The following is a 21,599-nucleotide window of genomic DNA, read 5'->3' as shown; positions in this document are numbered from 1 at the left end:
CTGAAAATCATAAAATTTTCAAAGGTTTAGGCTGCGTCAATGAGGGCGTTCAAGGTCGTTGACTCTGCGCGCTTCGCGCCTTAGCACCATGCCCAAGATTGTACGAGGGAAACGCCCGTGACCGATGATGACCAAAAGCAGCGTATGGCGCAGCTTGAGGCCAAGATCGAAGCGGCGAAAAAGGCCAAAGCGCCAAAACCTCGTGCGGACGCTGACGTGTCCGGGGGCGAGCTTGCCTGGCGGATGGTCATCGAAATGGTATCCGGTCTGGGGATCGGATTTGGCATCGGATACGGGCTGGACAGCCTGCTCGGGACGATCCCGATCTTTCTGGTGCTGTTCACACTGCTGGGCCTTGTCGCGGGCGTGAAGGTTATGCTCCGCAGCGCGAAAGAGGTTCAAGAGAAACAAACGGCGGCAACGGCTGCCGAGAAGGACGAGAGGGACTGAACGTGGCAACCGAGACCACCGCAGCAGAAGGCAGCAGCCTGGTATTCCACCCGATGGATCAGTTCATCGTCAAGCCGCTGTTCGGCGACGGTGCAGTAGGCATGTTCACCGTCACCAACGTGACCCTGTGGTTGTTCTTTGCGGTGCTGGCCATAATCGCTCTGCTGGTACTGCCCACTTCGAAACGCGCCATCGTTCCGACCCGTATGCAGTCGGTGGCCGAGCTGGCTTATGGTTTCATCTACAAGATGCTGGAAGACATCTGCGGCAAGGAAGGCGTGAAATACTTCCCCTATGTCATGACCCTGTTCATGTTCATCGTCTGCGCAAACTTCCTGGGGCTGATCCCGACCTCGTTCACCACCACGTCGCATTTCGCCGTGACCATCCCGCTGGCGCTGGCCGTGTTCCTGACCGTGACCGTGCTGGGTTTCGTGAAGAACGGCGCCGCATTCCTGGGTCTGTTCTGGGTCTCCAGCGCGCCTCTGGCACTGCGCCCAATCCTGGCGATCATCGAGCTGATCTCGTACTTCGTACGCCCGGTCAGCCACTCCATTCGTCTTGCCGGCAACGTCATGGCGGGCCACGCGGTTATCAAGGTTTTCGCAGGCTTCGCCGCGATTGCTGTGATCTCGCCCGTGTCGGTTCTGGCGATCACCGCTATGTATGGTCTTGAGGTCCTGGTGGCCTTCATTCAGGCCTACGTATTCACCATTCTGACCTGTGTTTATCTGAAAGATGCGCTGCATCCTTCGCACTAAGGTCCGATACCCCAACATCGAAACTTCCAATTCGTAAGGAGATACATCATGGAAGGCGATCTCGCACACATCGGCGCAGGCCTGGCAGCAATCGGTTCCGGCGCAGCCGCAATCGGGGTGGGCAACGTAGCAGGCAACTTCCTGGCCGGCGCCCTTCGCAACCCTTCGGCGGCTGCTTCGCAGACCGCAACCCTCTTCATCGGTATCGCATTCGCAGAAGCCCTGGGGATCTTCGCATTCCTGGTCTCGCTGCTGCTGATGTTCGCCGTATAATCTGCGGAACCTGATCCTTACGCGCAGGTGGGTCCAAGCCATAGCGGCCCACCTGTTGTAAAGACAAGTTTCCGACGGAGGATATCATGGCGACTGAACCCCTTACAAAAGAGGTAGCCGGCTCGTGCGTCGACTCCTATGGCTCTGCCATCGGGATGCCACAGCTCTGCTTCGATTGGTTCCCCAACCAGATTTTCTGGCTGGTCATTACGCTGGTCGTCATCTTTCTGGTCCTGTCCCGCGTGGCTTTGCCGCGCATCGCGGCAATCCTGGCTGAACGTCAGGGGACCATTACAAATGACCTGGCTGCGGCCGAAGATCTGAAGGCCAAGGCGGTCGAGGCCGAAGAGGCCTATAACAAGGCGCTGGCCGATGCCCGTGCCGAAGCGCAGCGTATCGCTGCCGAAGCACGCGCTGAAATTCAGGCTGGACTGGATGACGCGATTGCCAAGGCGGATGCGGAAATCGCTGCCAAGGCGGCTGAATCGGAAAAGGCAATCGCCGAAATCCGTGCCGGTGCGCTGGAAAGCATTCAAGTGGTTGCCAAGGATACGGCGGCTGAACTGGTCACCGCACTGGGCGGCGAGGCAGATGCCAAAGCCATCGACAGTGCAGTAGACGCACAGACGAAAGGATAAGTGACATGCGGAACACTCTTGCCCTTATCCTGACCGTTGGTGCCGCCAGCCCCGCGCTGGCTGCAAGCGGCCCGTTCTTTTCGCTTGGCAATACCGACTTTGTTGTCCTTCTGGGCTTCATCGTCTTCATCGCGGTCCTGTTCTACTTCAAGGTCCCCGGTATGATCGGTGGCGCGCTGGACAACCGTGCCGAAGGCATCAAGTCCGAACTGGACGAAGCCCGTGCTCTGCATGAAGAAGCCCGCAGTTTGCTGGCCTCGTACGAGCGCAAGCAGCGTGAAGTTCAGGGGCAGGCCGATGCGATTGTCGCGGCAGCGAAGGAAGACGCGGCCTTGGCGGCAGAACAGGCGAAAGCTGACTTGGAAAAGTCGATCGAGCGTCGTCTGGCCGCAGCTCAGGACCAGATCGCTTCGGCCGAAGCGTCTGCACTGAAGGAAGTGCGTGATCAGGCCGTATCGGTTGCGGTTTCGGCGGCCAGCTCGGTTCTGGCAAAGCAAATGACCGCCGCGCAGGCCAACAAGCTGATCGATGCATCGATTGCAGATGTGGATGCCAAGCTGCACTGACGGGTGACCCCGACAGACACGTGATACAGACGACCCGAGAGCTTTTGGCTGTCGGGTCTTTTGTTTTTGCCATGCTTCTGTTTCTGTTGTTTCAAACACTCCGAATCCTACGACCTGCCGGGGATCAGGTTGATAGGAGCGCCCTGATGGGGGCGTGAAAACAACAGGGAAAGACAGGCGGTGTCAGGCAACGCAGTTTCGATGAATATTGTCGGCGTCGTCCGAAATGGCGGGTCGGCGTTGATCGACACGATCAACAGGATCGAAAACCTGTCTGCGCAGTTGCACCGGTTCACCGTCACCATTGCCACGAACGACAACACGGACGGTACGGATCAGGTGTTGTCCGACTATGCGGGTCAAAAAAGGCATGTCGATATCCTGCGACTGGATGGTCTTGCGTCAGAATTGCCAAACCGGGTCGAGCGTATCACGGCGGCCAGAAATGCAGTTCTCAAAAAACTCGAGGATCAGGACAAGGACCTTGAGTTGACGCTGGTGTTGGATCTAGATGGGCCGAATACCTGCCTGGATGCTCAGGCGGTTCTGACAGCAGCGCAGCGGGTCGCCCCGTTGTGGGAGGGTGTTTTCGCCAACCCAAAACCAGCATATGACGATATCTACGCTTTGCGTTGTTCGGGTTGGTGTGATGAAGACGTGTGGCAACGCATTCAAAGCACGCGCCGGCCGCTGTTCGGGCGTCGCAATTGGCGCCGGTCTGTCATGAAGTCCGCTGTTTTTGACCGCCAGTTTCACATTCCTGCCGATACGCCCCTGATCCCGGTCGACAGCGCATTCGGCGGTGCCGGGTTGTATAAATCCCGCGCGCTGCGAGGGTTGCGCTATACTTGCCGGGACGAAAAAGGCCAACAGGTGTGCGAACATGTAATGCTGCACAAACGTCTGAGAGATCGCGGCGCAAGGCTGTTCATCGACCCGGCGCTGACGACACTGGCCGCGGAGAACCGTCTGGGAGAAGGCAGCGGCGCGCCGTTCCCCCGACATCTGCTGCCAGCCGCGTCAGGCGCTGCCTAGTCCCGGCCTTGCCCTGCCAAGTCTGCAAAATCCGGACCGCGCTCAGCCCCGCCCGGTTTCGTGTTGCAGCCTTTGTTGCGCAATAGCTTCGTTCCGATCGGCCCTTTGCTGGTCCGCCATGCAGCGTTCCACAAAATCCAAATGGCGTTCGATTGCATTTCGGGCGGCCAGAGGATCACGCTCTTGCAGCGTCGCATTGATGGCGCGGTGCTGATCCAGGATGGCCTCGCGGGTGGCGCGCTGACGGAACATGGTCTGACGGTTGTAGAACACCCCCTGCACCAGAAGGTCATACATCGACCGCATCATGTGCAGCATCACCACATTGTGGCTGGCTTCGATGATGGCCATGTGGAACTCGGCGTCCAGCTGCGCCTCGTCATTCGCAGCGTTTCGGTTATGGGCCGCCTGCATCTTGTCAAAGATCGCCTGAACGACCTTCAGGTCGCTGTCTGACCCCAGGCGCGCGGCCCGTTCCGCCGCCAACCCTTCCATGTCACGGCGAAAGGACAGGTAATCGAATACGGCTTCTTCATGGCTGCCGAACAGACGGATCAGTGCCGGGGAAAAGGCAGAGCCCAGAACCTCGGCCACATAGATCCCGGATCCGGCCTTCGCGGTCAAAAGCCCCTGTTCCTGAAGGTCGGAAATCGCATCTCGCAGGGACGGGCGCGAAACGCCCATGCGCTCTGCCAACTCCCGCTCGGATGGCAGGCGCTCGCCGGGGCGTAGGATGCCCCGCAGGATCAAAAGCTCGATCTGGCGAACGACTGCGAGCGACAGCTTTTCCGTCTGAACTTTGTGAAATGGCATCTCATCTTCCGAAATTGGTCAATTCATTTGACCATGGACGCCGGTGCTGTTCAAGAATCCCCGGTCGCATCCATTGAATAATTAGGTCAGCAATATTGACTTTAATAGTGGAGAGCTTAGGCTGCACCGAATTGAGATCGGAGGAGCCTCATGTCCCAACACCCTTTGTTTGCCACCCGGGCCTCGCGAATGAAAGCGTCAGAGATTCGCGAATTGCTGAAGCTGCTTGACCAACCCGGCATCATTTCCTTTGCCGGTGGGATTCCTGATCCCGCACTGTTTCCCGCCGATGCGTTTGCACAGGCGTTTCAGCAGGCCCTGGGGCCGGATTTGCAAGCGCAGGCGCTGCAATATTCGGTCAGCGAAGGCTATGTCCCATTGCGGCAGTGGCTGGCGCAGCACATGCGCGAAATCGGAGTGGCCTGTGACATCGACAACATCCTGATCACCTCGGGGTCACAGCAGGCGCTGGACTATCTGGGCAAGCTGTTCCTGTCCCCCGGTGACACGGCCCTGGTCGGGTGGCCCACTTATCTGGGCGCGCTGGCTGCATTCAACGCCTACGAGCCACGCTTTGACCGGCCCAATGGCAATCAGGGGGCCAAGGAATACAAGGCCGCAGCGGGCGCAGGCGCAGTGAAATTTGCCTATCTGTCGGCGGATTTTGCGAACCCGACAGGAGAAACCGTGGACTTGCAGGGCAGAGAGGCTCTGCTGGATCTGGCCGAGGAACTGGATTGCGCGTTGATAGAGGACGGAGCCTATCAGGCTCTGCGCTATGACGGGGATCCGATCCCCCCCATACTGTCATTGGAGCAGGCCCGCAAAGGGTCAATCGAGGACTGTCGGACGATCTATTGCGGCAGTTTCTCGAAAACGCTGTCGCCGGGTTTGCGTATGGGATGGGTCGTTGCGTCCAAGCCAGTCATTTCCCAGATGGTGCTGTTGAAACAGGCAGCCGACCTTCATTCCGCGACCATCAACCAGATGGCTGTGCATCAGGTGGCGCAGGCCTGTTTCGACACCCATATTCCGAAAGTACGAAATGTCTATCGCGCCCGTCGTGATGTGATGCTGAACGCCATGGACCAGCATATGCCTGACGGGGTGGATTGGACACGTCCCGAAGGGGGGATGTTCATCTGGGTCACGTTGCCCGAGGGGACGGTTGGCTCTGACCTGCTGGCGCGTGCGCTGGACACCGTCAAAGTAGCTTTTGTTCCGGGGCAGGCGTTTTTCCCGGATGGCAGCGGGGCAAACACGATCCGTCTCAGTTTTTCGAATTCTGACGAGGCGACAATACGCGAAGGCATTCGCCGACTGGGAGAGGTGCTGCGGGCCTGACGTCCGGAAAGGTTCTGTTAACCAAAATGCTGCAACTCTGCGGCATGATCCGGTTTCTCGCACCTCTGTTGCTGGCCGCCTGCGCCGCCGGTACTCCGCATTTCCGTGACGTTCCCGCCACGCGCGTGGCTGTGAATGGCAGTGTCTTCGATGTACGTGTGCGCGGCGACCTGGCCGAGGCTGTGCGGATCAACGCGCAATACGCCCCTCGGCTGGGCCCGGTCCGGGATCGCGCCGCTTTGGCGATGGCGCAGGTTTCGGGATGTCCGATTCTGGACGTGCTGGGGGACGCAGCCGTGACCGTTGGGGTTTTGGGGTGTGACCGTGATGTGGGTGAGCGGCTTTTGCTGACGGCCGTCTCGACCCCCCATTACGAATGCATCGACTTTGGTCTTTATGAAAACGTCGGTGGGGAAAACGGGTATCAGGTCTTTGAATGCACGCCGTATTGAGATGCGCGCGTTCTTGCGTATTTTGGCAAGATGTTGTGGATAACTTGGGGTGATATCCCATATCCTGCGCAACTCCGTTGACTCAGACCCCATCCCTTGCGCAGACTTCCAATGCACAGGAATCATGGGGCACGCAGCCATTGCGTTTCAGCAAGCTCAAACTGACCGGCTTCAAAAGCTTTGTTGATCCGACCGATTTGATCATCGCGGACGGGTTGACCGGTGTGGTGGGCCCGAATGGTTGCGGCAAATCCAACCTTCTGGAAGCTTTGCGTTGGGTGATGGGCGAAAACCGCCCCAAATCCATGCGCGGTGGCGCGATGGAAGACGTGATCTTTGCCGGGGCCGCCACGCGGCCCGCGCGCAACTTTGCCGAAGTTGTCCTGACCATGGACAACTCGGAACGTCTGGCGCCGTCGGGGTTCAACGACAGCGATCAACTGGAAATCGTTCGCCGCATCACCCGCGATGTGGGCAGCGCCTACAAGACGAACGGCAAAGACGTTCGTGCGCGTGATGTGCAGATGTTGTTTGCCGATGCTTCGACCGGTGCGCATTCGCCCGCGTTGGTCGGACAGAACCGCATTGCCGAGTTGATCAACGCCAAGCCGCGCGCCCGGCGCCGCATTCTGGAAGAGGCCGCCGGGATCTCGGGCCTGTATCAGCGTCGCCATGAGGCCGAGCTCAAGCTGAAAGGCACCGAAGCCAACCTGACCCGCGTCGATGACGTGCTGGAGCAGTTGGGCGGACAACTGGCCCAGCTTGCGCGTCAGGCCCGTCAGGCGGCCCGCTATCGTGAAATTGGCGAACAGCTGCGTCAGGCCGAGGGGATGCTGCTGTATCGACGCTGGAAAGAGGCCGACATGGCCCGCCAGCAGGCCGAAGAAAAACTGCGTGAGCGGATCACCGAAGCCTCCCGTGCCGAGGCTGAAGCCCGCGCTGCCGCCGCAAAACGTGCCGAGATCGAGGAAACCCTGCCGCCGCTGCGCGAGGAGGAGGCCATTGCCGCCGCCGTGCTGCAACGCCAGCAGGTGCAGCGCGACCAATTGTCCGATCAGGAAACCCGCGCCCGTCAAACGATTGAGACGCTGACCAACCGAATCCAGCAGCTGGCCAACGATATCGAACGCGAAGCCGGATTGAACCGCGATGCGGGACAAATGATTGAACGGCTGGAATGGGAAGCGCGCGAACTGGCCAAGGCGGCAGAAGGTCACGATGAGAAAGTGGCCGAAGCGGCGGAAATCGCCCGCGAGGCAGCCTCGATCCTACAGGAACGCGAAGACTACCTGTCGCAGCAAACCGAAGATATGGCCCGTCTTGTCGCCCGGCACCAGTCCGCCCAGCGTCTGGTCGAAGACAGCCGCAAGACGCTGGCCCGATCCGAGGGTGAAGAGGAAAAAGCCCGGCAGGCCGTGGACGAGGCGAAAACCGCCCTGATCCGCGCCAGCGAGGCGTTTGAAGACGCCCAATCGGGCGAAGAAGAAGCCCGAGAAGCAGTCGAAGCCGCCGAAGAGGCGCTTGCCGCGGCGGATGAACTGCGCAACGAAACACAAGGGCGCGAAGCCGAAGCCCGGGCGCGACGTTCCGAAGCGGAAGGCGAGCTGGGGGCGATCCGGGCCGAAACCACCGCGCTGGCCAAGCTGGTGGAACGCGACACGGCGGAAGGCGGTCAGGTGCTGGACCTGCTGCGCGTCGAACCCGGTTATGAAAAGGCTTTGGGCGCTGCTCTGGCCGACGATCTTCGCGCGCCGCTGGTCGAGGGTGACGGGCCATCCGGCTGGGTGCAGATGGCTGGATATGACAGCGACCAGCCATTGCCTGAAGGGGCCGAGCCTCTGGCGCTTCATGTATCGGGCCCCGATCGTCTCAGCCGACGCATTGCGCAAATCGGGTTGGTGGATGCGGATCAGGGCGCACGGTTGCAGGCATCGCTGAAACCCGGCCAGCGTCTGGTGTCCCGCTCGGGCGACCTTTGGCGCTGGGACGGGTTCCGTGCCTGGGCCGAAGACGCGCCAAGTGCTGCTGCTCTGCGGTTGGAGCAGCTCAACAGGCTGGAAGCACTGAAACAGGACCTTGCCCGTGCCGAAGCACAGGCTGACGGCGCCCGTGCCGCGCATGAGGCGCTGTCTCAGCAATTGGCGGACGTGACCGAGGCCGACCGGCGCGCGCGTGAGGCCCGCCGTGCTGCTGATCAGCGCATGGCCGAAACCGCGCGCGGACTGTCGCGGGCCGAGGCCGACCGCAATCTGGCCCAGGGCAAGCTGGAAACTCTGACCCTCGCCGTTGACCGCCACAAGGACGACGCCACGGCCGCCCGCGCGCAACTGCGCGAGGCCGAAGCGGCTTTGGCGGGTCTGGGTGATCTCGACAGTGCTCGCGCACAGGTCGAAGACATCAAGCAGACGGTCGAGGCGGCGCGGATCACCATGCTGACCCACCGTTCGACCCATGACGAGCTGCGCCGCGAGGGGGACGCCCGAACGCGTCGCAGCCAGGAGGTCGCGAAAGATCTCAGCGGGTGGCGCCACCGTTTGGAAACGGCTGAAAAGCGGATTTCCGAACTTGCCGAGCGCAAGGAAAGCTCGGAAGAAGAGCTGACCGAGGCCATGGCCGTGCCCGGCGAAATCGCCGAGGCGCGTGAGGAGCTGAACGAACAGATCGAAGCCGCCGAAGCACGGCGCGCCGAAGCCGCCGACAAATTGGCCGAAGCCGAGGCTATGCACCGTGAAATCGTTCTGGCCGAACGGGAAGCCGAGCGTCTGGCATCAGAAGCGCGCGAAAGCCGTGCCGCGGCCGAGGCGCGCTGTGACGCGGCCAAGGAAAGTGTTGTCGCGGCGGCCGAACGGATTGCCGAAGATCAGCAGCTGACCCCGAACCAGTTACTGAATCAGTTGGATGTAAACCCCGACCAGATGCCTGCTGCGGATGTTCTGGAATCCGAAGTGAACCGCCACAAACGCCAACGCGACGCAATGGGTGCGGTGAACCTGCGCGCCGAAGAGGACAGCAAGGAGGTTCAAGAAGAGTTCGACACGCTCAGCGGTGAAAAAGCCGATCTGGAAGAGGCAATCAAGGCGCTGCGCAGCGGGATCGCCAGCCTCAACCGCGAAGGGCGCGAGCGGTTGCTGACCGCGTTTGAACAGGTGAATTCGAACTTTGCCATGTTGTTCAAGCATCTCTTTGGGGGCGGCGAGGCCAATCTTGTGATGGTCGAAAGTGACGACCCGCTGGATGCGGGCCTTGAGATCATGTGCCAGCCGCCTGGCAAGAAACTGTCGACTCTCAGCCTGCTGTCGGGCGGAGAACAGACCCTGACGGCGACCGCGCTGATTTTCGGCGTCTTCCTTGCCAATCCAGCTCCGATCTGCGTGCTGGACGAGGTTGATGCGCCTTTGGATGATGCAAACGTGACGCGTTTCTGTGATCTGCTGGACGAGATGTGCCGCCAGACTGACACGCGGTTCCTGATCATCACCCACCATGCGGTGACGATGGCGCGCATGGATCGCCTTTTCGGTGTCACAATGCAGGAACAGGGAGTCAGCCAACTGGTTTCGGTCGATCTGAAGAAGGCCGAACAGATGGTCGCCTGACCGCTCACTGGAAGTTTATGACGGTTGCGGCTTTATCGCGCTAACGTGAGCGCATGACGCACTTCCTGATCCCCGCCCTCATCGCCGCCGGCCCTGTATTTGCAGCCGACTGGCCCGTCAAAACCGGGGATACGCCCCTTACAGCCGCAGAGCTTGATGCTTTGGCGGGGCAGACACTGACCTTTTACGACGACGGACAGGCCAAATTCTCGGCCGGGGGCGCCTATTCCTACACATACGCAAGCGGAGAATCTGCCTTTGGAACTTACGCGATTGCCGATGATGGCAGCGTGTGCATCGCGTACCGCAATGGGTTCAGCCGCTGTGATCTGTACGTGCGTAGCGGGGGGCGACTGATCCTGATAGACGAGAAGGGCGACCGCTATCCGGTGCGGCCGGAGTAGTGCGTACCATGATTAGTGTTCTTTCTTCGCCGCGAGAGGACGGACAAGTTCGGAAACGGCACTTTGAACGATAAGTATGTTCCGCCGCCAAGCTTTAATATTCTTAGGATCAACGTCAGGCCAATCATAGACTGAGCCATGATGATTGATGGTTACAAGTCTGATCTCTGCGAATATATCGTCAGAAACGTATAGAAGTAAGTCGCAGCCTTTTCCACCTAACTCAGCGGCCAGCGGGTTCAGCGATTCACGACATAGCAAAGCTTTATCGTCGTCTTCTTGGCCGATAAAATCTACTTGTGAATAAAGACGAGACACGGTTTGCGGGTTTTTGAGTGGGGAGTAGTTTGGATTCAATATGGCTCGCAATGATATGCCAAGCGTCCCTTCGGGCACATGAATTTCTAGTGCTTCTAGATCTTGGTGTCGCCAATAGACTGAGGTTGCATCCTCGGATAGCCAGGCAATCTTATCGTCTGACCAAGCGGGGGAGACCACAAAGCACACAGCTGTCTCTCTTGAAATCAATGGTAAATAGCCTTCTCCACAAACTGTCTCAGTTGAGGGCCTGTCAGAGTTGCCTTGTTCTGGTTTGTCGATCTTGCGCAATGGCAAGATGAAAGGGACAATAAGAAGCAATACAATTGAAATCACGGTAGCGCGTCGAAATTTTGAGCGATTGCTGGAGAGCTTTGGCATCATGACCGCAAGTTGAAGACTTCTGCTAAATGCAAGACTTAGTAAGACACTATAATTGTCCTAGCAACTCCACCGTCGGCCATGCATCCGCAGGCAATCCCAATCTCACCTGTTCGGCCCGCACTGCGGCGCGGGTACCGGCACCCAGAATCCCGTCGATCTTGCCCACATCATATCCTTTGGCTTGCAGCTTGGTTTGCAATTGCTTCATCTGCGCGCCGCTCAGGCCCGGCGTGGGGTTGCCAGCATCATAAATTTGTGCCCCTTCCAGACGTGTCCCGAAATAGGCGGCAGTCAATACATAGACAAAGCTCTGGTTCCATTCGAAATAGACGTCGAAATTCGGATAGGCCAGAAAGGCCGGGCCCTTGTGCCCCTGGGGCAGGATCAGCGAGGCAGGCAGGTTTGCCAGCGACCCGCTGCGTGCCTGAACGCCCATGGCCTGCCAATCGGCCACCGACCGGGGCTTGCCGGGGCCGGACAGAGACCAGTCCATCTGCGCGGGCACCGCGACCTCTTGCAGCCACGGTTCGCCTGCGCGCCAGCCCAGATGCGACAGCATCTTGGCCCCGGACATCAGCGCATCGGGGGCCGAGGTTTTCAGGCGGACATGCCCGTCGCCGTCACCATCGACACCGTTTTCCAGAATGTCCCGCGGCAGCATCTGGACCATACCGATTTCCCCGGCCCACGCGCCCGTTGTGCGGGCCGGGTCGAAATCACCATTCTGATAAAGTTCGATGGCCGCGAAGATTTGAGGGCGGAACAGGTCGGGGCGACGGCAGTCATGGGCCAAAGTCACCAGTGCATTGCGGGTGTTGAAGTCGCCCTGAAAGGATCCGTAGTCGGTCTCGAACGCCCAGAAGGCCAGCAACACCCCGCGTGAGATGCCGTATTGCTTTTCGATCCGGTCAAACACCGCGTCATATTTGCGCGACATCGCCTGCCCGCGTTCGATCCGATTGGCCGAGATCAGCCGCTGGGAAAACTCGATAAAGGGTTTCTGAAACACCCCCTGCGCCCGATCGGCCTTCAGCACGGCGCTGTCCTGCTGCACGCCTTTGAAAAATGCGTTCACGGTGGATTTGTCAAAGCCTTGCTGCACGGCCTCGGCCTTTAGCCCTTTGACAAAGGAATTGAAGCCACCACCACATTGGGCCAGGGCAGGTTGGGCAAACAAGGTGGCGGCGATCAGGCCGGAAAGAAAACGCATGACAAATGTCCGTCAGTAAATCAGGTCGATCCCAACCGACACCGACACGAGCCCAAGCGCAAGCCCCCAAACACGCCACAACATGCGACATGCGCGGAAAATGTCCAAAGCTCCGATCTCGCGCTGAGCGTTGCCATTGACCCATGCCAGATCCCGCACCTTGCCGTCATAGCTGCGCGGCCCGGCTAGGGCGACGTTCAGCGCGCGGGCCATGGCGGCCTCGGGCCAGCCCGCATTGGGCGAGATGTGACGGTGCGCATCTGCCAAGATTTCGCGCCAGCGCGACCACTGGCCCGACAGCGCCACGATCATCACGCAGGTCAGGCGGGCTGGGATCAGGTTCAGCAGGTCGTCGAACCGTGCCGAAGCCCAGCCAAACGCGCGGTACGTTTCGTTGCGATATCCGATCATGCTGTCGGCCGTGTTCACCGCCTTATAGACCAGCAGCCCCGGCAACCCGGCAATCAGAAACCAGAAAGCAGGCGCGATGACGCCGTCGCTGAGGTTCTCAGCGGCGCTTTCGATGGCCGAGCGTGCCACTTGTGCCTCGGTCATGTCCCGTGTATCGCGCGAGACGATCATGGCCACCCGTGCCCGCCCCTCTGACAGCGAGGCCATCAGCCCTTCGCCCACGGCGCGCACATGGGTGACCAACGATTTTTGCGCCAACAGGATCGCGCAGACTAGGATTTCAATCACCGGCCCCAACAGGGACAAACCCCAGCCAAGCGCCCCTGCGCCGCAAACCAGCAGGACAAGCACACCTACCCCTTTTGAACGGCGCTGGGCCCCGTGGTTCAGGCGTGTATCCAGCCAGCCGATCAGGTTGCCGATGATCACCGCCGGATGCCTGACGCGCGACCAGAGCCAGTCGGGTTCCCCCAGTGCTGCGTCCAGACACATGGCACAGACCAGCATCAGGCCAGGGCTCACAGGGCGGCCTCCAACCTGTTCCATCCATCCTTGGGCGGGAGCCCAAGGCGCAGATAGGTTTCAGAATAGGGGAAGATGCGGCTCCAGATGTGGGACCGTGCCAGACGACCTTGCCAATGGGCGGCGTTGTCGACCTGATAGAGTCGGAACAAGCTGGTGCCGCCGATCACCTTGGCCCCTTTTCTCGTGACCAGCGCATCCAGCCTGGAGGCCTCGTCAGCCAAACGCGCACACGTGGCGTCCGCCCAGCGGTTGTCCATCAAAGCCTGTGTGCCGACCCGCAAGGCCGGGCCTGATACCGACCAAGGGCCGGTCAGATCGTTCAACCGACTGATCATATCCGGCCGTCCGATGGCAAACCCCAGCCTTACCCCGGCCAGCCCCCAGAATTTGCCAAAACTCTTCAGCACGATCACGCCGGGGCGGTCTGCCAGATGGATCAAGGACTTGTCCGGCATGACGTCGCAAAAGCTTTCGTCAATCACGGTAAGTGGTGCCGATACGTCGCTTTCCTGCCAGATACGCCCGTCCGGGTTGTTCGGATGTACGATCACGCGGGCGTCGCTGGGCGCGTCTTGCCGTATCTTCCACCCCTGCGCCGAAAAGGCGGCGGCGTGTTCGTTATAGGTGGGTGGCGTGATCTGTACCGTACCCATTGCAGTCAGCGCCGGCAGACGCGCGATGATCGCCGACGCTCCGGGCGCGGGTAGGATCGCGGCACGCTGCGGCACGTTCCAGAACCGGCGCGCGGCATCGCTGAGCCGTTCGAACGCCCCGTGATCCGGCAATTCGGCCCAATCCCCGGCCGTCAGGCCGGACACGGGGTAGGCATGAGGATTGATGCCAGTGGACAGATCGATCCAGTCGGTGCGTTGCCCGCCATATTTGACAATCGCCTTGTCCAACCCGCCGCCATGGTCACGAACCGCGCGTGGATCCAGATCTTCGTCCAAAGTGTTCATCTGCTCTCTCTGCGAGAAATTACCGCTTTTGGCCCGCTTCAAGCGGATTTTCGCCTCTTACACAAGCAAATCCGCCTGTTCACGGGCCTGTGGGGCTGCTGTTAACACTTTGTTAAGGAAATAACGAGATCACGGACCACGGGGGTCGGCACCACTCACCATACCAAGTGCCGAGGTTGTTGCAAATGAAAGTTCTGATTGTTGAGAGTAATCCCGACCTTGGTCGGGTCTGGAAAAGGCATCTGGAACGGCAGGGCGCCGAGGTCACGCTGGTCGAGACGCAGGAAGCCGCCATTCTGGCGCTGTACGGCACGGATTTCGAAATCATCGTGCTGGATCTGGTCCTGGAAACCGGAAGTGCATTGGCCGTGGCCGATTTTGCAAGCTATCGCCGCCCCCAGGCGCGGGTGATCTTTGTGACCAACACCACTTTCTTCTCGGATGGATCGATATTTGCCCACAGCCCGAACGCCTGTGCTTATGTGCAAAGCGAAACACCGCCAGAGGATCTGGCGGCGATGGTCGAGCATTACGCAGCAGGGCGCTGATCGCGGCGGTGCGGTTCTGTGTAATCCAGCACCGGGTTCACCGGAATGATCCGGTGCGGATTGATGCCGTCATGGCTGTAGTGGTAGTGGCGCACGATATGGTTCATGTTCACGGTGGGCGCCACGCCGGGCCATTGGTACAGTTCACGCGTATAGGCCCATAGGTTCGGGTAATCGATCAGGCGCCGCTTGTTGCATTTGAAGTGCAGATGATAGACCGGATCAAAGCGGATCAGCGTCGTAAACAGCCGCCAGTCAGCCTCGGTGATCCGATCCCCCATCAGGTAACGGTTCCGGGCCAGACGATCTTCTAGCCAGTCCAGCGTGTCGAACAACGGGCCCACGGCGGCGTCATAGGCCGCTTGCGAGGTGGCAAAGCCGGACTTGTAGACGCCGTTGTTGACGTCTGAATAGATGCGCGCGTTGACCTCTTCGATTTCAGCGCGCATCGCTTCGGGCCAGTGATCATCGGTATTGCCGGTGACCCCGTCGAAGGCCGAATTGAACATGCGGATGATTTCCGAGCTTTCGTTCGACACGATGGTTTCCTGCCGCTTGTCCCACAGGATCGGCACGGTCACGCGACCCGAATAGGCTGGATCGGCTTTGGTATAGATCTGGTGCGCAAAACCCAGCCCATAAAGGTCGTCTCCTGTCGCGCCGTGAGCGTCTGTTTCAAAGGTCCAACCCTGATCCAGCATGTCCGGATGCACGACCGACACCGAGATCAGATCGCTCAGCCCTTTCAACTCGCGAAAAATCAGCGTGCGATGGGCCCAGGGGCAGGCATAGCTGACGTACAGGTGATAGCGCCCGGGTTCTGCTTTGAACCCGCCTTTGCCTGATGGCCCCGCCTTGCCGTCAGCGGTCAACCAATTGCGAAACTGCGCTGCGCTGCGCTTGAATGCACCACCCGTGGATTTGGTATCATACCAGGTATCTTGCCATTTTCCGTCGACCAGCAGGCCCATGTCTTTTCCTCCGCATGTGCGTTTCGAAAAACATAGGGCCAAGGCTTGCATCTTCCTATGCGAGCGCCCGCGCAAATGCTCTGCATCCGCGCACAGTCGAGTTCGGGATTTCTGTGCAACAAACCTCGGCCGGATCGTGTTTCTGTGACGTGGTTCACTGGATTTTTACAACTTATCCCGCACAATAGAAGTCATTCACGGGGGAACGGATTAATGAGTACCTATGTTTCAAAGGAAATACGCGCCGAGTTGGACGCGGCCCGAATCGCCACATTGAAAAAAACCAGCCGTTTACGGGTGGAGATGGGCGACAATACCTACAAAATACTCAAATTGTGGAAAGACGGTTTTACGGTTGAAGCGGAAACCACGCCGCGCTTGCGCGGGCTTGTTGATATCTTTGACGGGGCCAACCACCTCTATCAATGCCTCATCGTCGCGGATGAGGATGAAGGCGGTGAGATGCGGTATGAATTCAAACGCAGCACGGCCGCCCATGACAGCGCGCCGCTTGACTTTTACCGCGCGCCCGATGCGCCGATCGCCCTGCTGGGGCGTGACGACTAGGGGCGAATTTCAACTGGTACTCCCATTTGGCCCAGGGTTTGGTCGATGCCAAAGGCCAGCGGTGCCAGCCTAATGGCAGGCACGCGCGGCCCAAAGCGGCCTCAACCAAGGCAACCGGCACCTGTGAAAAGAGGGCAGGGTTTGCAAGCCCCGGCCGGCACGTACTTATTGCAGATCCCCGAAAGCACGTTTCAGCCGCAGGCAAGCATCCTCGACCCGCGCCCGTTGCGTGGCGAGGTTGAACCGTTCAAACGTTTCTCCTCCAGTGCCGAAACCCGGACCTGACGATGTCGCGATCCGCGCGTCCTCGCGCAACCGGCGGACAAATTCAGCGTGATCCATGCCGGTGCCCGAGAAATCGACCCAGGCCAGATAGGTCGCCTGCAAGGGCATCGACCAGAGCCCCGGAATCTCGGTGATGGTCTGATCGAACAGACGCCTGTTTCCATCCAGATGCGCGATCTGGGCATCTACCCATTCGGCCCCTTCGGGGCTGTACGCGGCGGTGATCATCGCCACGCCCAACGCGCCGGGATCGTAGTCCAATGTTTGCAGCCGTTGCTTCATGGCCGCGCGCAGTTTGGGATCGGGAATGATCATGTTGCCGGTCCGCTGCCCGGCGATGTTGAAGGTCTTCGACGCCGCAGTCAGCGTCACGGTCCACGGACGTGCATCCGGGGCTGCCACGTCCATCGGCACAAATTTGGCGCCGGGATAGACCAGATCGTGGTGAATCTCGTCCGACACCAGTATTAAACCGTTCCGTTCGGCAAACGCAGCCACGGCCTGCAACTCGTCGGGCGTCCAGACACGACCCGACGGGTTTTGCGGCGAACACCACAGGAGCATCTTCTCGGATCCGTCCAACCGGGACTGGGCGTCGTCCAGATCAAGGCCGTAACTTTCCCCGTCCCGCACCAAAGGGCACTCCACGACCCGGCGGCCCGATTTGTTCACCTTGTGGGCAAACTCATGGTAAACGGGGGTGAAGATCACGATGCCATCACCGGGATCGGTCCAGACATCCAGCGACAGGGCGATTGCATTGCCCAAGCCCTGGGTCGTCAAGATCCAATCCGTGTCGATTTCCCAATCATGGCGGGTTTTCATCCACCATTGAACCGAGGCCAGATAGTCCGGGTGCATCCATGAATAGCCGAACACGCCGTGATCTGCGGCCTTGCGCACGGCCTCGATCACGCAGGGTGCCGTCTGGTAATCGGAATCGGCCGTCCACATGGCCAGGCCGTCCTCGGGCGAGACGCCATACAGCATCTCCATCTTGTCCCATTTTGAACTGTTGGTGCCCCGGCGGTCGATCAGGTCGTTGAAAGTCATGTCTGCTCCATTTTCTCGACCGAAAGCTAACCGCAAATCGGGCGGGTGCAAGGGGGGCGTTGCGGCGCGGGGCGGGATGGCCTAAATCAGCCTCATGAAACGCACTATCCTGATCCATCCCGATCCCCGCCTGAAAAAGGTCTGCGCGCCCGTATCCGACCTGACGGACGAGCTGCGCACGCTGGCTGACGACATGCTGGAAACCATGTATGACGCGCCCGGGATTGGCCTTGCCGCGCCGCAGATCGGTGTGCTGGAACGGTTGATCGTGCTGGATTGCATCAAGGAAGAAGGCGAGACCCCGCGCCCGCTGATCATGTTCAACCCCGAGGTCATCGCCTCTTCCGAGGAAATCAATGTTTACGAGGAAGGGTGCCTGTCGATCCCGGAGCAATATGCCGAAGTGACCCGCCCCAAGGTGGTCGATGTCACCTGGATGGACGAGAAGGGAAACCTGCGACAGGAGACGTTCGACGGGCTTTGGGCCACTTGCGTGCAGCATGAAATCGACCATCTGAACGGCAAGCTGTTCATTGATTACCTAAAACCGCTGAAACGGCAGATGATTACCCGCAAGATGCAAAAGCTCAAACGTGAACGGGCGCGCGCATGACCGTCCGCACCTGTCTGCCCTGGCCCGACAAACGCTTGCGCACAAAGGCGGATGAGGTGACTGAAATCACCGATGACATTCGCCGGATTTGGCAGGACATGATCGACACGATGGAGGCCATGCCCGGTGTCGGTCTGGCCGCGCCGCAGATCGGAGTGATGTTGCGTCTGGCCGTGGTCGATGGGTCGGCCGAGCGGGGCAAGGCCGTGTGTCTGGCGAACCCGGAAATCCTGCACAGCTCGATCGAACTGCGTGAACATGAAGAGGCCAGTCCGAACCTGCCGGGCGTGTCGGCCAAGGTAAAACGCCCGCGCGCGGTGACTGTCAAATTCCTGAACGAGCAGGGCGTGGTGGACCGTCGCGATTTTGTCGGCATCGAGGCCACCAGTGTCCAGCATCAGATCGACCATCTGAATGGCCGGATGTATTTTGACCGGCTCAGCAAGGTCAAACGCGACATGCTGCTGCGCAAAGCCAAGAAACAGGGGTAAAGATGCGCGTTGTTTTCATGGGAACCCCGGACTTCTCGGTGCCGGTTCTGGATGCGCTGGTCGAGGCCGGGCATGAGATCGCCGCCGTCTATTGCCAGCCCCCGCGCCCGGCGGGGCGGGGCAAGAAGGATCGCCCGACACCGGTTCACGCGCGTGCCCAGGCGCTGGGTCTGGACGTGCGTCACCCAACCTCGCTGAAACCGGCCGAGGAGCAGGACAGTTTTGCGGCACTGAATGCGGATGTGGCGGTGGTTGTGGCTTATGGGCTGATCCTGCCCCAGCCCATCCTCGGTGCGCCGGCTCATGGCTGCCTGAACATTCATGCCAGCCTCTTGCCGCGCTGGCGCGGGGCGGCTCCGATCCACCGCGCGATCATGGCGGGCGATGCGCAAACCGGCGTCTGTATCATGCAAATGGAGGCGGGCCTTGATACCGGCCCCGTTCTGTTGCGACAGGCCACCGATATCGGGCCCGAGGAAACCACTGCGGAACTGCATGACCGGCTCTCGGCGATGGGCGCGGCTTTGATTGTCGAGGCGTTGGCAAAGCTGCCCGGCCTGACCCCTGATCCGCAGCCCGAGATTGGTGTCACCTATGCCGCCAAGATCGACAAGTCCGAGGCCCGCGTGGACTGGTCGCTCCCCGCGGTCGAGGTCGATCGGCAGATCCGCGGCCTGTCGCCCTTTCCCGGGGCCTGGACCGAGATCGACGGCAACCGGGTAAAACTCCTCGCTTCGCGTCTGGCCGAAGGGCAGGGCGCGCCGGGCGAAGTTCTGAATGACGATCTGTATGTAGCTTGCGGGCAGGGCGCCATAGAGCTGCTGCGCTTGCAAAGGGCGGGCAAAGGCGCGCAGGATAAGGAAACGTTCCTGCGGGGCTGGCCAATCCCGATCGGCACCCGGATGTCTTCGGAGTAAAGCCATATGTTCATGGTGATGATGGGCACTGTCGTGATTGCCGGGATCGTCGGGTATCTGTCCGAACAGACCGGTTTCACCCATAACGGCTATTTGCAATCCATCATCATCTGTGTGGGCGGGGCGTTCCTGTTCTATTTCGTCCGCATCATGTTCGGCATCAGCTTTGGTCCTCCGGGGCTGGATGCGGTGATTTCCTCCGTTGGTGCCTTGATCATCGTGCCGACCCACTGGAGGAAGTGACATGCCAATCGTCGCCCTGATCATCATCGGTGCAGCGGCAGGGTTTCTGGCCACCCGCCTGATGCGGATCGAGGCGGATATCCCGACGACCATGCTGATCGGTATCGCAGGCGCCCTGATCGGAGGGATGCTGCTGCGGTTTCTTGTAACCGTTATGGGGTGGCTGTCTGGTTTTGTCGGGGCGGTTCTGGGTGCGTTGCTGGTGATTTGGATCTGGCAGACCTACCTGCGCCGTTAACCCCTTGACCCGGCGTCTTTCCTCCGTCCAGATCGCCTTCATCGAAAAGGGGAATGATGATGCCGCATGATTTGAAGCCGGGTGATGTTGCCCTGATGGGCGTTCCTTTGGATCTGCATTCCTCGTTCCTGCAAGGGCCGGCCTTCGCCCCCGGACGCATCCGCGAGGCGCTGCATTCCGGTGCCGCCAACCTGACGGCCGAGGATGGCACCGATCTGGGTGCAAGCGCCAAATTCAGGGATACCGGCGATCTGGATGTGTTCGAAATGCGCGGGCAGGAACCGATTGACCAGATCGAGGCTGAAGCGGCGAAACGGATCGCAACCGGCGCGCGCCTGTTGTCTCTGGGCGGCGACCATTCGGTGGCCTATCCGCTGATCAAGGCCCATGCGGATCGGTACGAAGGGCTGAACATCCTGCATATCGACAGCCACCCTGATCTGTACGACACGCAGGATATCGGACCGCTCGGCCATGGCTGCCCCTTTGCCCGGGTGATGGAGACCTGCCCGGTCAAGCGTCTGGTGCAGGTTGGCATCCGCACCATGAACGCCCATCAGCGCGAACAGGCCGATAAGTTCGGCGTCGAGGTGATTGACATGCGCAACTGGCGCCCCGACTTGCAAATTTCATTCGATGGCCCGGTCTACCTGTCCCTTGATCTGGATGCGCTGGACCCGGCCTTTGCGCCGGGCGTCTCGCACCATGAACCCGGTGGGCTGAGCACGCGCGAGGTTATCGACCTGATCCACCGGTTCAAAGGTCAGCTGGTCGGAGCGGATATCGTCGAGCTCAACCCGCATCGCGACCCCTATGGCATGACGGCGATGGTGGCCGCGAAATTCGTCAAGGAAATCGGCGCGCGCTTGCTGAACGGCTGACTTACCGTTCGTCGCACACCGTAGCAGACCCAAGTGCCGGAGCACCCCTGGTGGTCAAATCGAACCGGTTCGCCTCGGCAGTGGTCATCCAGTGCATACTGTCGGCCGGGGCTGCGAACAGGGTGTACCAGTAAAACTCCTCGTCCACGCCGATATCCTTGAAATAGTCCAGGTATCGGTCATGTTCTGGATCGTCCTCGGGCAAGTCGGTCGCCACCAGACCCGACCCGGCCCAGCTGTGGACACCGACACAGGCCCCCGGTTGCAGCACGCGGCGGTTTCCGGCCAGGAACAAGTCGGTGCCACCGCTGGCCACCAGCCCGTTCGATGGAACAACGGTATCGAACCCGGCCCTGTGCACTTCGCGGGCGAAGATGACATTGGCGTCATCATCAACCGATCCTTCAATGTATTGCAGAACCAGAGTGCGGGCTTCGGGGTTTTGGGCTGTCACTTCCTCAAAGGCAGACAGCGTTGTCTCGTCAATCGTGCCCGAGGCGATGATCTGGTCGCCCTGCGCAACAAAACTGACAGGGGTGTAATACGCGCCGCATGAGGCGAGCAGGGCCAGGCAGGCTGTGATGGATGCAAGTCTATGTGTCACGTTGGCCTCCGGGCTGTGCTTTCAAAAGGGGTAACAGCATGCCGCTTTG

General features: G+C 60.0%; 26 protein-coding genes. 18 read left to right on the top strand and 8 right to left on the bottom strand.

The annotated features are described in order from the left end of the window. The first annotated feature begins 117 nt into the window (after window positions 1–117). The 6 genes from GOW04_RS12125 to GOW04_RS12100 all read left to right on the top strand — a co-directional run bounded on the left by GOW04_RS12125 (window position 118) and on the right by GOW04_RS12100 (window position 3,723). On the top strand, window positions 118–450 hold the full coding sequence (locus tag GOW04_RS12125) for an AtpZ/AtpI family protein (protein ID WP_152457046.1): 333 nt from the start codon (window positions 118–120) through the stop codon (window positions 448–450). Between the two features lie 2 nt (window positions 451–452). Beyond that, window positions 453–1,211, top strand: coding sequence for a F0F1 ATP synthase subunit A (locus tag GOW04_RS12120; protein ID WP_152457047.1), 759 nt, complete (start codon window positions 453–455; stop codon window positions 1,209–1,211). A 48-nt stretch (window positions 1,212–1,259) separates the two neighbouring features. Next, window positions 1,260–1,484 carry a F0F1 ATP synthase subunit C gene (locus GOW04_RS12115; RefSeq protein WP_005981269.1) on the top strand — a complete coding sequence of 75 codons (225 nt, stop codon included), beginning with the start codon at window positions 1,260–1,262 and terminating at the stop codon, window positions 1,482–1,484. Window positions 1,485–1,570: 86 nt separating this feature from the next. Beyond that, on the top strand, window positions 1,571–2,122 hold the full coding sequence (locus GOW04_RS12110) for a F0F1 ATP synthase subunit B' (protein WP_171169212.1): 552 nt from the start codon (window positions 1,571–1,573) through the stop codon (window positions 2,120–2,122). Between the two features lie 5 nt (window positions 2,123–2,127). After that, complete coding sequence (locus tag GOW04_RS12105; RefSeq protein WP_170344804.1) at window positions 2,128–2,688, top strand: F0F1 ATP synthase subunit B; 561 nt, start codon at window positions 2,128–2,130, stop codon at window positions 2,686–2,688. Between the two features lie 201 nt (window positions 2,689–2,889). Then, a complete protein-coding gene (locus tag GOW04_RS12100; RefSeq protein WP_171232702.1) occupies window positions 2,890–3,723 on the top strand; it encodes a hypothetical protein in 834 nt (277 codons plus the stop codon). Between the two features lie 42 nt (window positions 3,724–3,765). Here GOW04_RS12100 and GOW04_RS12095 read toward each other — a convergent pair whose 3' ends face one another. Beyond that, window positions 3,766–4,536 carry an FCD domain-containing protein gene (locus GOW04_RS12095; RefSeq protein WP_171232701.1) on the bottom strand — a complete coding sequence of 257 codons (771 nt, stop codon included), beginning with the start codon at window positions 4,534–4,536 and terminating at the stop codon, window positions 3,766–3,768. A 150-nt stretch (window positions 4,537–4,686) separates the two neighbouring features. Here GOW04_RS12095 and GOW04_RS12090 point away from each other — a divergent pair, with 150 nt between their 5' ends. The 4 genes from GOW04_RS12090 (at window position 4,687) to GOW04_RS12075 (ending at window position 10,332) form a co-directional block, all read left to right on the top strand. Then, complete coding sequence (locus GOW04_RS12090; RefSeq protein ID WP_171232700.1) at window positions 4,687–5,880, top strand: PLP-dependent aminotransferase family protein; 1,194 nt, start codon at window positions 4,687–4,689, stop codon at window positions 5,878–5,880. A 44-nt stretch (window positions 5,881–5,924) separates the two neighbouring features. Next, entirely contained in the window at window positions 5,925–6,332 is a 408-nt protein-coding gene (locus tag GOW04_RS12085) for a hypothetical protein (protein ID WP_171232699.1), read from the top strand. Window positions 6,333–6,472: 140 nt separating this feature from the next. Then, entirely contained in the window at window positions 6,473–9,928 is a 3,456-nt protein-coding gene (locus tag GOW04_RS12080) for an AAA family ATPase (RefSeq protein WP_171232698.1), read from the top strand. A 53-nt stretch (window positions 9,929–9,981) separates the two neighbouring features. After that, a complete protein-coding gene (locus GOW04_RS12075; RefSeq protein WP_171232697.1) occupies window positions 9,982–10,332 on the top strand; it encodes a hypothetical protein in 351 nt (116 codons plus the stop codon). A 12-nt stretch (window positions 10,333–10,344) separates the two neighbouring features. Here the strand turns inward: GOW04_RS12075 and GOW04_RS12070 are convergent, their stop codons facing one another. Genes GOW04_RS12070 through GOW04_RS12055 form a run of 4 tightly spaced genes read right to left on the bottom strand, consistent with a single transcriptional unit; the run spans window position 10,345 to window position 14,139 of the window. Then, window positions 10,345–11,031: a hypothetical protein gene (locus GOW04_RS12070; protein ID WP_171120294.1), complete on the bottom strand. Its 687-nt coding sequence runs from the start codon at window positions 11,029–11,031 to the stop codon at window positions 10,345–10,347. A 49-nt stretch (window positions 11,032–11,080) separates the two neighbouring features. Then, the gene (locus GOW04_RS12065; protein ID WP_171232696.1) at window positions 11,081–12,244 is read right to left on the bottom strand and encodes a lytic murein transglycosylase; all 1,164 of its coding nucleotides are present in this window, start codon (window positions 12,242–12,244) and stop codon (window positions 11,081–11,083) included. Between the two features lie 12 nt (window positions 12,245–12,256). Next, complete coding sequence (gene cbiB, locus GOW04_RS12060; RefSeq protein WP_171232695.1) at window positions 12,257–13,177, bottom strand: adenosylcobinamide-phosphate synthase CbiB; 921 nt, start codon at window positions 13,175–13,177, stop codon at window positions 12,257–12,259. Continuing rightward, entirely contained in the window at window positions 13,174–14,139 is a 966-nt protein-coding gene (locus tag GOW04_RS12055) for a threonine-phosphate decarboxylase (protein WP_171232694.1), read from the bottom strand. The genes cbiB and GOW04_RS12055 overlap by 4 nt, the downstream gene beginning before the upstream one ends. 185 nt (window positions 14,140–14,324) lie before the next feature. On the opposite strand from GOW04_RS12055, the gene GOW04_RS12050 reads away from it, so the two are divergent. Then, window positions 14,325–14,687 carry a response regulator transcription factor gene (locus tag GOW04_RS12050; protein ID WP_117869888.1) on the top strand — a complete coding sequence of 121 codons (363 nt, stop codon included), beginning with the start codon at window positions 14,325–14,327 and terminating at the stop codon, window positions 14,685–14,687. Here GOW04_RS12050 and GOW04_RS12045 read toward each other — a convergent pair. Continuing rightward, entirely contained in the window at window positions 14,669–15,658 is a 990-nt protein-coding gene (locus GOW04_RS12045) for a glutathione S-transferase family protein (protein ID WP_171232693.1), read from the bottom strand. The genes GOW04_RS12050 and GOW04_RS12045 overlap by 19 nt on opposite strands. A 213-nt stretch (window positions 15,659–15,871) precedes the next feature. Between GOW04_RS12045 and GOW04_RS12040 the strand changes: the two genes are divergently transcribed. Continuing rightward, window positions 15,872–16,225 carry a hypothetical protein gene (locus GOW04_RS12040; protein ID WP_171232692.1) on the top strand — a complete coding sequence of 118 codons (354 nt, stop codon included), beginning with the start codon at window positions 15,872–15,874 and terminating at the stop codon, window positions 16,223–16,225. A gap of 165 nt (window positions 16,226–16,390) precedes the next feature. On the opposite strand, the gene GOW04_RS12035 is transcribed toward GOW04_RS12040, so the two are convergent. Next, window positions 16,391–17,563 carry a MalY/PatB family protein gene (locus tag GOW04_RS12035; RefSeq protein WP_171169189.1) on the bottom strand — a complete coding sequence of 391 codons (1,173 nt, stop codon included), beginning with the start codon at window positions 17,561–17,563 and terminating at the stop codon, window positions 16,391–16,393. A 94-nt stretch (window positions 17,564–17,657) separates the two neighbouring features. On the opposite strand from GOW04_RS12035, the gene def (GOW04_RS12030) reads away from it, so the two are divergent. From def (GOW04_RS12030) to speB, 6 genes are read left to right on the top strand one after another with little or no spacing between them, the layout of a single operon-like run. Then, on the top strand, window positions 17,658–18,176 hold the full coding sequence (def, locus tag GOW04_RS12030) for a peptide deformylase (protein ID WP_171232691.1): 519 nt from the start codon (window positions 17,658–17,660) through the stop codon (window positions 18,174–18,176). Continuing rightward, a complete protein-coding gene (gene def, locus GOW04_RS12025; protein WP_171232690.1) occupies window positions 18,173–18,667 on the top strand; it encodes a peptide deformylase in 495 nt (164 codons plus the stop codon). The genes def (GOW04_RS12030) and def (GOW04_RS12025) overlap by 4 nt, the downstream gene beginning before the upstream one ends. 2 nt (window positions 18,668–18,669) lie before the next feature. Then, complete coding sequence (gene fmt, locus GOW04_RS12020) at window positions 18,670–19,584, top strand: methionyl-tRNA formyltransferase (RefSeq protein ID WP_171232689.1); 915 nt, start codon at window positions 18,670–18,672, stop codon at window positions 19,582–19,584. Between the two features lie 6 nt (window positions 19,585–19,590). Beyond that, window positions 19,591–19,827, top strand: a complete 237-nt coding sequence (locus tag GOW04_RS12015; protein WP_170344822.1) for a hypothetical protein — start codon at window positions 19,591–19,593, stop codon at window positions 19,825–19,827. Window position 19,828: 1 nt separating this feature from the next. Next, window positions 19,829–20,065: a GlsB/YeaQ/YmgE family stress response membrane protein gene (locus GOW04_RS12010; protein ID WP_171120279.1), complete on the top strand. Its 237-nt coding sequence runs from the start codon at window positions 19,829–19,831 to the stop codon at window positions 20,063–20,065. A gap of 59 nt (window positions 20,066–20,124) precedes the next feature. Beyond that, window positions 20,125–20,946 (top strand): agmatinase, encoded by an 822-nt coding sequence (speB, locus tag GOW04_RS12005; RefSeq protein ID WP_171232688.1) that lies wholly within the window; start codon window positions 20,125–20,127, stop codon window positions 20,944–20,946. A gap of 1 nt (window position 20,947) precedes the next feature. Here speB and GOW04_RS12000 read toward each other — a convergent pair whose 3' ends face one another. Then, window positions 20,948–21,550, bottom strand: coding sequence for an alpha/beta hydrolase (locus GOW04_RS12000; protein ID WP_171232687.1), 603 nt, complete (start codon window positions 21,548–21,550; stop codon window positions 20,948–20,950). Between the last annotated feature and the right edge of the window lie 49 nt (window positions 21,551–21,599).

It is taken from the genome of Ruegeria sp. HKCCA4812, assembly GCF_013034245.1.
GTDB lineage: Bacteria > Pseudomonadota > Alphaproteobacteria > Rhodobacterales > Rhodobacteraceae > Ruegeria.
Note: the sequence above shows the minus strand (reverse complement) of the source record. Positions and strands in the feature narration are given on the sequence as shown.